This is a genomic window from Wolbachia endosymbiont of Pentalonia nigronervosa (assembly GCF_014534705.1).
Lineage (GTDB): Bacteria > Pseudomonadota > Alphaproteobacteria > Rickettsiales > Anaplasmataceae > Wolbachia.
In genome coordinates, this window is record NZ_JACVWV010000039.1 from 1 (window position 1) to 11,714 (window position 11,714).

An 11,714-nucleotide genomic window follows, 5' to 3' on the forward strand; every position below is an offset into this window, starting at 1 on the left:
GAGCCATGTACCACACTGATTCCATGAACCTTCTTAGCCGATCTTCGTTTTTACTGTGTATTCCTTTTACGCTTTTCAAATTTGCAAAAATTTGTTTCCATTTTGTTTCTTGTATGCATTTGGTAGTTTCTCCTTATTTATTCACGGTTAAACTACCACTTTTTTCTTATTTTGCCAAATTTTGGTTCACAGAGCCTAGAACGAAAAAATTTGCTTAAAGCGGACTTTTAACTTTTGGAATGTCATTACGTTGTCGATACGCCTATCAAGAAACGACAAAGTATTTACAAAATTCTCTGAGTAATCGTTAATAAAAAAGAGCATTGTGCTTAAATAAACTCCAGCTAATATTGCGCGTTTTGTGTAGTAGTTAAAATCTGTGGATTGATCATGAATGCCATACCAAATTGCACTGACAGTTTTGTACAAAATTTTACTAGAGAAGTACGTATTTTTTGGTAGTACAGAGAATAATAGAATATCTCTTAATAGTTCTCTATAATTTGGTAGTTTGGCATAATTTGCAAGGCGTATACGAATTGCTAATTTTACTCGCTCACGTATTTTCATATCTTCCAAATTGCAGTTCTTTAACTCATTTTCCATTGAGTCATTTAAATCTTCTGCTATATACTCTAAAGCACTATATATCCCATCTTGAAATTTACAGAAGCTATTAGCTAAATTAAGATCTGTGCACACCTTCAATAGTGTTGCATCACTTATTCCTTCAAACGGTATAGCTTTAATTAATTCATTTATTATTAGTTTATTCTGCATTTTGAAGCCCCATCGAAGTTGATTGTAAACGAATCCTTTAAATTTTCAAACATTTTGCAGAAAGCTTCACCGCGCTCTTCAAAATTTTTCCACTGGTCGAAAGAAGCACACGCAGGGGAAAGTAATATTGTTATTTCTTCCTGATAATCAAAGGCTTCACTGCAAGCTAGTCTAAAAGCATTCTCTAGATTATCACATTTTGTAAAATTTACTTTACTTTCCAAAGTACTCGCAAAAACTTCGGTAGATTCTCCAACCAAAAATGCTTTTTTTATTCTGGAAAAGTGCTTGCTTAGTGGTTTTATACCTTCCATTTTACTTTTCCCGCCAACAATCCAATATATGTTGTTGTAAGACAATAATGCTTTCTCACTTGCTTCTGCGTTAGTAGCTTTACTATCATTAACAAATGACACATTTTTTACCTTGCCCAATAACTCATTTCTATGTTTCAACCCTGAAAAGGATCTAATTCCATCAATAATAGTACTATCATCTATTGCAAGTAATTTACATACAGCATACGCAGCTGCTATATTTTCTGCATTGGAGATCAAATTTACCTTGATGTCACCGTTGCTTAATAAGTTGCAAAGTACTTCATTGCCCTCTTCTGATATTGGTATTTTATTTCTAGTAAAACTGTTGAATATTCCAGCAGTATTATGCCCTATAACTGCTGTTTTACTGCCATTTATTAACTTTGATTTAATTCTTATGTAGTTTTCCATGCTTTTGTGCCTGTCTATGTGATCTGGAGTGATATTTAGCAATACTGCAATGTCCACATTAATAGACCTCTTTCGAAACTCAATTTCTGATGGCAATTTTGTTGTCGAAGCTGAGCTACGCTCCTCCTGCGGTGCTTCGCTTGCACTTCTCCTCTTACCATAAATCGGTTTCGAAAGAGGTCTAATTTCATCAATCAACTCTAGTTGAAAAGAGGAAAGTTCAATTACGTAAATTTCTTCGTCTGCATTTAAATTCAAAACAGGATTACCTAAATTCCCGCCAATACCTACTTTTTTTCCTGCAAGTTTTAATATATGGCCTATCAATGATGTGGTAGTTGATTTACCATTTGTTCCTGTAATTCCTACTACCTTTTGCTTTGCAGTGAGAGTTTCAAGAAATAATTCAATATCAGATTTTATTTTGCATTTTGCAAGTTTTGTTATCCAATGCAATTGTGGATCCAAACCAGGACTGATAATCAATGAATTTATTTCGTGCCAGTTATATTGTTTAGGGTGAATAAAATTACACTTTTCATGCACTCTTTTAGCCTTTAAGACTTGTTCATTATCGTCATCCCATGCATAGACTTTTGCTCCACTATTTATTAGTGCATTAATAACGGATAAACCGGTTTTGCCTAGACCAAAAACTGCAACACTTTGATTTTTGTACTGATCTAACCGTATCATTTTTGCCTGTTTAAGTTGCTTTCTTTACGCATATAGAGACATTTCCATAGCTACTTAAATGGTAATTTTTATCGTCCTTATTAACATCAATATGTGATGAAAGAGTCTGCTCTTTTATGTACTCAATCCACTTGGCTACTGCTTCTTTAGTTTTTTCATCTTCTGTTTTGACTATCACCATGATTCGATCGGATATGTGAAAATCCGCCTGTTTTCTGGTTTCTTGAATAAGTCTTACTATATCTCTTGCAAGCCCTTCTAGAATTAATTCATCGTTTAAAGTAGTGTTGAGTATCACAACTCCTTTGTTGTTATCAAATACAGAAGAAAATTCACTATTTGCTTTTAATAGCAATTCATACTCTTCTTTTTGTATAACTAATTCATTTCCTAGCAATATCTGCTCATTTTCAATTTGCTTCCATTTTCCTTGTTTCACACACTGAATTAGGTTTTGAATTTTGTTTGGCATCCTCTTTCCCAGCAGTGGAAAGTTAAGTTTTAGTTCCTGTGATGCAATCCCTTCCAATTTGTCCACCAGTTCCAGTTTTTTTACATTGACTTCATCTTTTATCATTTCTTGATATTCTTCTGTAAAAGAAGATCTATAGTAAATCGTTATACTGTTAAGTGGCTGCCTTATACGTATGTTGTAGGTATTTCTAATAGATAATGCAGAATTGCATACTTCCCTCACAAGATCCATTTTAGTAATGAGTTCTCTATCAAATTCTTCTTGTGCTGGAAAATTAGCTAAGTGAACTGATATCTCTTCATATTTAAGCCCCTGCCAGATTGCTTCTGTTATCAATGGCAGCAAGGGGGATGCAGCTCTTAATATGTAGTAAAAAACTGAATATAAAACGTTATAAGCATCGATTTTATCTTGATCTAAATTGCTCTTCCAAAAACGCTCACGATTACGACGAATATACCAATTATTTAGCACTTCAAAGAAATCCACTAAAACCCTGCAGGCTTCCTGAGAATTGTAGTTATCCATAGAGATTTGGATTTTTTGTACAGCTTCAAAGCACTTAGCAATCATGTAACGATCGATTGTACTTTTATAGTTTTTACAAAATTCAGCTTTAATACCATCTGCATTTGCATACATAGTGAAAAAGTGATAACTATTCCAAATAGGCCTCACTACATTCCTCAGTATATCTCGTATTGAATTTCCTTCTTTATCAAGCAGCAAGTTGCCACCGCAAACTATCGAACCAGAGAGCATTAAAAAACGCAGTGCATCAGAACCATATTGGTTAAAAACCTCCATAGGATCTGCATAGTTATTCAAACGCTTGGACAACTTTTGCCCTTTTATATCTAAAACCACACCATGGCATATACAATTTTTAAATGGTTCTCTATCAAATAGAGCTGTAGATAGTACGAACAGTGTATAAAACCAGCCTCGAGTTTGTGCTATGTACTCAGTAATAAAATCTGCAGTTTCAAATCCCTCTTTGTTTTCAAATGGATAATGAACCTGTGCAAACGGCATTGAGCCAGACTCAAACCAGCAGTCAAACACATCAGATACACGACGCATGGTAGACTTTCCTGTAGGGTCACTTGGATTTGGCCTTGTCAAAGTATCTATAAATGGTCTATGTAAATCTTCTATTTTAACATTAAAATCTTTTTCCAACTCTTCTATTGAACCATACACGTCTATTCTAGGATATCGGGCATCATCTGACTTCCATACAGGTATTGGCGTACCCCAAAAACGATTACGTGAAATTGACCAATCATGTGCTCCTTCAAGCCACTTTCCAAATTGACCATCTCTAATGTGAGATGGGGTCCAATTAACCTTTTTGTTTAACTCTATCATTCTATCTTTGAATTTTGTGACTGCAACGTACCACGAAGGCATAGTACGGTAGATCAAAGGAGTATCGGTTCTCCAGCAATGCGGGTAATTGTGGATGTACTGTTCAGTTTTTATCCAATTACCCTGTTCTTTTAATTTCTTTATTATTGTATCATTAGTATCAAAAACATTCACTCCAACCAAATCTTGAACTTCAGCTGTAAAATTACCACTATTATCGATCGGGCAAATTGTGGGGATATCATGACTTTGGCAGAGATTAAAATCCTCTTCACCAAACCCAGGAGCAGTGTGCACAACTCCAGTACCATCTTCTTCAGTGACATAATCGGCAGTGAAAATCCGAAATGCATTTTTTGTATCTTTAAAGTAATCGAACAATGGTTTATATGTAAGACCTACAAGATCATCAGCTGTAAGCTCTACGTTACACTCTGTGTGTACAATACTGTTCTTTGTGCAGTGATCAATAAACTTTTCTAAGTAGCTTGCAGCGAAAATACAAATTTCATTATTGGCAAATATTGCACAATATTTAATTTCTTTTCCTATTGCCAAAGCTAGGTTGCTAGGCAGTGTCCAAGGAGTTGTGGTCCAGGCAAGCAATTTACATTTTTGTATAGCATCTTTAAATTGTCGTGGTTTCTCTAAAAGTTCAAATGCAACAGTTATAGCTTTGCTTGTCTTTTCTCTATAAGCATTATCAAGCCTGGTCTCAAAATTGGATAACGGAGTCTCACATGCCCAACTATAAGGCACAACACGCACTGATTCATATACTAGATTCTTATCATATAACTGCTTAAACGCCCACATAACTGATTCCATAAATGATTTATCCATGGTTTTATAGTCATTATGAAAATCCACCCATCTTGCTTGTCTATTAACATATTTTTCCCACTCTGATGCAAATTTCATCACAGAGGAGCAACAATGATTGTTAAATTTTTCTATGCCAAATTTCTCTATTTCATTTCTACCGGATATTCCAAGTTCTTTTTCAGCACCCATCTCAGCCGGCAATCCATGGCAATCCCAACCAAATCTTCTTTCCACACGCTTTCCTAGCATTGTTTGATATCTTGCAAATGCATCCTTTATAAAACCAGTGAGTAAATGTCCGTAATGAGGCAGACCATTTGCAAACGGAGGTCCATCATAAAACACGAAGCTATTATCCTTAGAGCGTTCTTCCACTGACTGCTCAAAAATTTTATTCTCTTGCCAAAATTTTATTATTTCTTCTTCAATTGATGGAAAATTAGGGCTACTTGTTGTATCAGGATAATGCTTATTTTGCATGTTCATTTGTAAGTATATTAAGGCATAAGGATATCCAATTTTCTTTGCAATAACAAGATCATCTTAATGGCAGCAGGAAAATCTAATTACTTTTTGGCTATGCTATATTGACATAACCATCTTTAATAGTTAATGTTCTTTAGTAGGTTAAAAGAGGGAAAATTTATGACAGTATTTTTAGACGAGTTACATAGCAAGGCTCAAGCTTATGGGATAAAAAATGCAGAGTTTGAGAAAAATGTTAAAGATTTTCAGGAATGGAATAGGCAAATTGGAGAGGGACTTCCAGAGTTAGTTGATAGAGCATCAAAATTAGCAGAACAAACAACACATTTTAACAGCAAAAAACGTAAACCATCAAATGGAGCAAGCGGGCTTTTTTGTGTTGCTCTATCTCTATTTACTGTTTTAGCAGGAGTAGTGCTAATGACTCGTGTTAATATGACTCTTGGTGCTATCATAATAGCTGTTGGATGTTTAGGTTTGGCTATTTCTTTATATAAAGCCCCACAATTTTCACTTCAAAATTTAAGTGAAGCATCACAGCATAAAGGAGGAGTTGAAAAATAAATTGAGCTTATAAGCTTCAATTTTTTGCCTAAGTACCTTTCTTCTTTTCAATATATCTACATATAAGGATTGATAATTCATATAAAATCAGCATTGGTATAGCAAGTCCTATCTGGCTTAATACGTCAGGAGGAGTTAAAATTGCCGCTATAATAAAAATTATCACTATGGCAATTCTACGTCTATTTGACAAACTTTGTGTAGTTAGCAACCCGACTCTGACCATTAATGTAAGTATGACTGGAATTTGAAATGCAGTGCCGAATGCAAACATAAACTGAATTACAAGATCTAGGTACTCACTTACCGATGGCATAAATTCTATCGGTATACCAAAAGACTTACCGCTGTTTTCAAATGTGATAAAAAACTTCCACGCTAAAGGAAATATGTAATAGTAGACTATAGTTGCTCCAGTTGTGAATAAAACAGGTGTTGCAATTAAGTATGGTAATAGAACTGCTCTTTCACTTTTATATAAACCAGGAGCTAAAAACATATAAAATTGCCATATAAAGACAGGCGAAGAGAATAAGAAAGCACTCATAATTGCAACTTTAAGGTATACAAAAAATGCTTCTGTTAGATCTGTATAGATGAGAGAAAAGTCATCATTATCTTTTGTAACCTCTATTAAAGGTGAAAGTAAAAAACGATATATGCTTTCTTTGAAATAGTAGCATAAACCGAAGATAACACAAAAAAACAGAAAACAAAAAATTACTCGTTTTCTTAGCTCTGCAAAATGTTCAAAAAATGAAGTCTGTTTCATATAATAAGTGCTATATCTAACATTCTGAGTGCAAAAGCCCACTCATTATCGTACCATGCAGCAACCCTGCATATATCTCCTGTAACATACGTACCGGATAAATCTACAATTGCGCTATAAGGATTATGTACAAAATCTATAGAAACCATAGGTTCTTTGCATACAGAAAGCACATTAGACCTCTTTTGAAACTCAATTTCTGATGGCAATTTTGTTGTCGAAGTTGATCTACACTCCTCAAATACATCTAAGTATTCTGTGGTGCTCGCTTGCACTTCTCCTAAAAATTTCTTACCATAAATCGGTTTCGAAAGAGGTCTATTTATCATTTCATGTGTTGCGTTTTCAAATATCTCATTTATTTCTTTAGCCGTTACTTTTTTATCAGTTATAAATTTAAAATCAACCATAGAAACATTGGCAACTGGCACTCTTACTGCAGTGCCATCAAGCTTTCCTTTTAATTCTGGAATAACGGAACCAATAGTTTTTGCTGCTCCAGTGGTAGTAGGAATCATCGATAGTGCACAAGCTCTTGCTCGGCGCAAATCTTTATGATTACCATCAAGAATATTTTGATCGTTTGTGTAAGCATGTATGGTAGTCATAAAACCACTTTTTATGCCTACACTAGAGTGCAAAATTTGTGCAACCGGAGCGAGGCAATTTGTAGTACAGGACCCTGCTGAAATCACTCTATGTTCCTTTTTAAGCATATGATTATTTACACCATAAACTATTGTTACATCACTATCCGCAACCGGGGCAGAGACTATTACTTTCTCTGAGTTGTGTTTTGCTGCTGCCGCATGTTTGTTAAATGCACCAGTGCATTCTAGTACTACATCAACATCCCAAGGGATATTTTCAGGATTACGTTCCCTATATAAAGGAAATTTTTTATGATTTATCGATAACCAACTTTCGGAATCGCTAAAATCAACATCACCATTAAATTTACCATGTATAGAATCATACTTAATCAAATGCGCATGCAAACTGGCATCTAATGAACCATTTACTGCTACAACTTCTATTTGCTTACTGTACTTTTCTACTTCAAAAATGGCGCGCAACACACTTCGGCCTATCCTACCCAGCCCATTAATTCCTATACGTATTGTCATTTTTTATCTAAAAACTTTAATTATAGTAAATATTATTTAGTATTTCATTCATAATTTTTACTTCCCCTCTAAATAAAGTCTCATGTATAATAGTATTGCAGTGCACACTGTAACCCTCATTCTTACTATAATTTTCAAGGAGACTTCATTATGAACAAGAAATTTTTGCATTCACAATTATCACTAAAAAATCTAGAAGAAAACGGTATATTTTCCGGCTATGCTAGTATTTTTAATATCGTTGATAAACAAAATGATTTAATTCTACCCGGAGCATTCAAGAAAAACTTGAACGAAAATAAGGTAAAACTACTTTGGCAACACGATCCTAGTGAACCTATAGGCAATATTATAGACATCTATGAAAATGACGTTGGTTTGTATATAATTGCACACTTGCTTTTGGATATTCAAAAAGCAAGAGATGTGTACTTGATGTTAAAAGCTGGAGTGATAGATGGGCTTTCTATTGGTTATGTGCCCGTTAAATATGATACTGATTATCAAACTGGAGCTAGAGTGTTAAAACAAGTAGAACTATGGGAAGTGAGTTTGGTTACCTTTCCAGCAAACTCAGCTGCCCAAGTGGTTGATGTAAAGAATCAAAGTGACGAACAGGAAATGCTGATTAGAGCAATACAAAAAGCAAACGAAGTACTTATCACACCGCCAATTGAAAAATAAAAAAAATCTATTAAAAATAGAAAGACGTTACTTGACATTATTTAAAAATTGATATACATACTAGTATACAAGCTTTATTAATAATTACCCTACTTAATAATAGTTAATAAAGTGTAATCTTCTCTAAATTTAGAGGAAGTTTTAATAGTAATATGTTGAGATGATGCTATGTCAGGTAATGACTTTAAAATTGGTAGTGAAAAGAAAGAAAAAAAACTCAGTTGGTCTATCGTGTTTGCGTGGCTGTATCTGCATACATTTGGCAAGATATTACCAAAAAAATGGAACAAATGGGCGGAGAATATTGTTGAACCTTATGAAGTTACTAATAGTGATGACATAACAGAATCTGGAGGTGATAAGGATATTACCTTGGATTCAGAATTACAGACAAAAATCAAGGCAGAAGCGATTAATAGTGATGAGATAAGGCAACCTGGGGATGGTCAGAGTTTTAGCTTGGATCCACAATTGCAAACAGAAACTGATGTAGAAATTACTAATAGTGATAACCCTGAAGGTGGTGAGGTAAAAATAGGTGATAGCCGTGACTCTGGTATAAATGATGATGAAGATGAGCTTCGTTATGAGGATGATTTTAACATTCAGTTGTTACTAAAAAGATTTAAACAATCTCAATTAAATGAGGAATATCATCAACAAATCATTCAAGAGCTAGAAGAAGAGGTAGCACAATTAGAAATAGAACTCGAAATTTTAAAAGAAGCTTTTAGTGATGCAGCACAAGAAGTGGTAGCATTAAGAGAAGAGAACGAGCAAGTAAAAAAAATCATTGAATTATTAAGAGAAGAGAATAAGCAACTTAAGCATGATCCCACAGAAATCAATGCATTAAATACTCGAAATACAACAGAAGCTACACCAAGAAAACCTAATACTTCTATGACGAATGTTGAAGAAAATGGTCATCGTACAAACTTACTTCAGAGTTTTAGTTAATAAATTTATTTCGTCAGCAAATTTTGGATCACTCTTTATAAAGCTTTCTATTTGTTTTACTGCATGTATCACAGTTGCATGATCTCTTCCACCAAAACTCCTGCCTATGTCAGGAAGACTTTTTTGTGTGAATTTTTTAGCAAGGTACATAGCTATTTGCCTTGGCCTGGCAAAACTTCGCAGTCTTCTATTAGAATGTATATCCGCAACCTTTATATTGAAAAAATCAGCTACTTTTTTTTGTATTTCCTCTATTGTAATCGATTTATGGTTTGATCTAAGAAGATCTATGAGAGTGTCACTTGCTGATTCTACTGTCATACTTCTGCCAATTAGTGAGGTGTGAGCAACTTTATTTAGTGCTCCTTCCAATTCTCTTATATTAGATTTGATATTTCTTGCTAAAAATTCGAGTACATCTTTTGGAATATAGATATTCATTTGTTCTACCTTGGACTGCAATATACCGAGTCTCAATTCAAAAGTTGTTTCATTAATATCTGCAACTAATCCCCAACCTAGACGGGATTTTATCCTTTCTTCCACCCCATCAAGATCACTTGGTGATCTATCAGCTGATATGATTAATTGTTTGTTTTGATCTATCAACGCATTGAAAGTATGAAAAAACTCTTCTTGTGTGCTATCTTTGCCACTAATAAATTGCACATCATCTACCATAAGTACGTCTACCGATCTAAATTGTTCTTTAAATAACATAATGTCCTTACTTCGCAGTGCTGTAATATATTGATACATGAATTTTTCTGCTGATAAATATACTACTTTTCTTTTTACTGACGTGGAATTTACTATATACCAAGCTACAGCGTGCATTAAGTGCGTTTTACCCAACCCTACCCCTCCATATAGGAATAGAGGATTACTACCTTGAATGGGATCTATAGATTCTGCTACACGCTTTGCTGCTGTAAATGCTAACTCATTTGGTTTTCCCACTACAAAATTATCGAAAGTAAACCTAGGGTCTAATGGTGAACCGAGGTTATGATTAATCTCTTCTTTACTTTTTAGCATTATGTTAGGATGTGAATCCTTTTCTTCAACTACTTGAATATCAATAGAGCATATACTATTATCTTCATTCTGCCATAACGATAATACTTTTTCCATATAATGCACTGCAATCCACTCTTTTATAAACCTTGTTGATACAGATAATAGAACTTCTCCATTTCTGCTGCTTATAAATTTGAGTGAACTTAGCCAGCTATTATATGTTGCTTCTCCATAAAGATTATAGAGACAAACCTGGATTTTTTTCCAAGCTGAATTATGATCAGTTGTTGTAATAATTTGATCGCAAGACATACCTAAAACCTTAGGACTGATAAAGTTCATATACCACACCGAGAAAAAATAATAATCAGAAAGTACTAGATAATCAATAGATTACCCAAAATATAAAGCTTATAGTTACAACACATGTGAAATTAGATTATGATAATTTATTGGTGGATTGTAAAGCGTGTAAAAACATTTATATCTATCATTTTTATTTAAAAATTTAATAAATTGCTAGGTATATGGTACAAGAGCGTGATGGCAAGGATTTAGGGTATGTACATCTGTAATTTGTATGCCTATACAGTATTATTCAAAAAAAAAATCATTCCAAAATTAGGTTGATCTCTACTTGACGTATATGGTTTTGTTAACACCCCATTGCCATCAGGAATCGGAAGGCCTATTACTTTACTTCTCAAGATTATATAATAGGCTTTTACGTAGAATCATTAAGCTAATGCTATACTTGAAAATATAGCAGATTAGAGTCTCGTACAATATTCTACTTCCTTTTGGGAAGTACTAGACTTGTTGGGAGTATCAGATGGTAGTTTGGCACCATCTTGTGCTGGTTGTACTTCTACACCTTTTAAAGCGTTATTAGGTCCTAATGCTTCGCGTACTTGTGCAGCTACATTCTGGCCCATACCAATATCCATACCCTGTCCGCTGTATACCACATCAACTTTCAACCCATGATTTATATTTTCATATCTCGCGAATTGACCAGGTTGAATAGGTAGTGTAGACATTCAAAAAGAAAGGAGTTATAATAACAATTTTTGAGAGAAGCTAAGGATGTTATACGACTTAAAAGATAAGCAATGGGAAAGGATAAAGGAGAGTTTACCCGGAAAGAAAGGGGATAGTGGAAGGAGTGCAAAGGACAACAGAAAGTTCATAGCAGCAGTGATGTGGATAGGGCGAACAGGAGC

Annotated in this window: 11 protein-coding genes; 4 read left to right on the forward strand and 7 right to left on the reverse strand. The window is 34.2% G+C overall.

All coding sequences use genetic code 11. The features are described from left to right. Positions 1-195 precede the first annotated feature (195 nt). From IC220_RS04515 to ileS, 3 genes are read right to left on the reverse strand one after another with little or no spacing between them, the layout of a single operon-like run. On the reverse strand, positions 196-780 hold the full coding sequence (locus IC220_RS04515) for a COQ9 family protein (protein WP_188153359.1): 585 nt from the start codon (positions 778-780) through the stop codon (positions 196-198). Continuing rightward, the gene (gene murD / locus IC220_RS04520) at positions 765-2,207 is read right to left on the reverse strand and encodes a UDP-N-acetylmuramoyl-L-alanine--D-glutamate ligase (protein ID WP_188153360.1); all 1,443 of its coding nucleotides are present in this window, start codon (positions 2,205-2,207) and stop codon (positions 765-767) included. The genes IC220_RS04515 and murD overlap by 16 nt, the downstream gene beginning before the upstream one ends. 10 nt (positions 2,208-2,217) lie before the next feature. Next, positions 2,218-5,358 carry an isoleucine--tRNA ligase gene (gene ileS / locus IC220_RS04525; RefSeq protein WP_410543327.1) on the reverse strand — a complete coding sequence of 1,047 codons (3,141 nt, stop codon included), beginning with the start codon at positions 5,356-5,358 and terminating at the stop codon, positions 2,218-2,220. Positions 5,359-5,523: 165 nt separating this feature from the next. On the opposite strand from ileS, the gene IC220_RS04530 reads away from it, so the two are divergent. Then, a complete protein-coding gene (locus IC220_RS04530; RefSeq protein ID WP_188153362.1) occupies positions 5,524-5,928 on the forward strand; it encodes a hypothetical protein in 405 nt (134 codons plus the stop codon). Between the two features lie 28 nt (positions 5,929-5,956). On the opposite strand, the gene tatC is transcribed toward IC220_RS04530, so the two are convergent. Next, positions 5,957-6,700 (reverse strand): twin-arginine translocase subunit TatC, encoded by a 744-nt coding sequence (tatC, locus tag IC220_RS04535; RefSeq protein ID WP_188153363.1) that lies wholly within the window; start codon positions 6,698-6,700, stop codon positions 5,957-5,959. Next, complete coding sequence (locus IC220_RS04540; protein WP_188153364.1) at positions 6,697-7,827, reverse strand: type I glyceraldehyde-3-phosphate dehydrogenase; 1,131 nt, start codon at positions 7,825-7,827, stop codon at positions 6,697-6,699. The genes tatC and IC220_RS04540 overlap by 4 nt, the downstream gene beginning before the upstream one ends. Positions 7,828-7,977: 150 nt before the next feature. Between IC220_RS04540 and IC220_RS04545 the strand changes: the two genes are divergently transcribed. Further along, complete coding sequence (locus IC220_RS04545) at positions 7,978-8,511, forward strand: HK97 family phage prohead protease (RefSeq protein WP_188153365.1); 534 nt, start codon at positions 7,978-7,980, stop codon at positions 8,509-8,511. A 168-nt stretch (positions 8,512-8,679) separates the two neighbouring features. Next, the gene (locus IC220_RS04550; RefSeq protein WP_188153366.1) at positions 8,680-9,471 is read left to right on the forward strand and encodes a hypothetical protein; all 792 of its coding nucleotides are present in this window, start codon (positions 8,680-8,682) and stop codon (positions 9,469-9,471) included. Here IC220_RS04550 and dnaA read toward each other — a convergent pair. Together dnaA and IC220_RS04560 are read right to left on the reverse strand one after the other, a co-directional pair. Further along, entirely contained in the window at positions 9,451-10,833 is a 1,383-nt protein-coding gene (dnaA, locus tag IC220_RS04555; RefSeq protein WP_188153367.1) for a chromosomal replication initiator protein DnaA, read from the reverse strand. The genes IC220_RS04550 and dnaA overlap by 21 nt on opposite strands. 428 nt (positions 10,834-11,261) lie before the next feature. Beyond that, positions 11,262-11,531, reverse strand: a complete 270-nt coding sequence (locus IC220_RS04560) for a hypothetical protein (RefSeq protein ID WP_188153368.1) — start codon at positions 11,529-11,531, stop codon at positions 11,262-11,264. A gap of 46 nt (positions 11,532-11,577) precedes the next feature. Between IC220_RS04560 and IC220_RS04565 the strand changes: the two genes are divergently transcribed. Next, a partial coding sequence (locus IC220_RS04565) for a transposase (RefSeq protein WP_188153369.1) occupies positions 11,578-11,714 on the forward strand: 137 nt, incomplete at its 3' end.

Bases quoted from the DNA above. Each gene is read 5' to 3' on its own strand.
- IC220_RS04515 (WP_188153359.1), bottom strand. From the start codon at position 780: ATGCAGAATAAACTAATAATAAATGAATTAATTAAAGCTATACCGTTT.
- murD (WP_188153360.1), bottom strand. From the start codon at position 2,207: ATGATACGGTTAGATCAGTACAAAAATCAAAGTGTTGCAGTTTTTGGT.
- ileS (WP_410543327.1), bottom strand. From the start codon at position 5,358: ATGCAAAATAAGCATTATCCTGATACAACAAGTAGCCCTAATTTTCCA.
- IC220_RS04530 (WP_188153362.1), top strand. From the start codon at position 5,524: ATGACAGTATTTTTAGACGAGTTACATAGCAAGGCTCAAGCTTATGGG.
- tatC (WP_188153363.1), bottom strand. From the start codon at position 6,700: ATGAAACAGACTTCATTTTTTGAACATTTTGCAGAGCTAAGAAAACGA.
- IC220_RS04540 (WP_188153364.1), bottom strand. From the start codon at position 7,827: ATGACAATACGTATAGGAATTAATGGGCTGGGTAGGATAGGCCGAAGT.
- IC220_RS04545 (WP_188153365.1), top strand. From the start codon at position 7,978: ATGAACAAGAAATTTTTGCATTCACAATTATCACTAAAAAATCTAGAA.
- IC220_RS04550 (WP_188153366.1), top strand. From the start codon at position 8,680: ATGTCAGGTAATGACTTTAAAATTGGTAGTGAAAAGAAAGAAAAAAAA.
- dnaA (WP_188153367.1), bottom strand. From the start codon at position 10,833: ATGAACTTTATCAGTCCTAAGGTTTTAGGTATGTCTTGCGATCAAATT.
- IC220_RS04560 (WP_188153368.1), bottom strand. From the start codon at position 11,531: ATGTCTACACTACCTATTCAACCTGGTCAATTCGCGAGATATGAAAAT.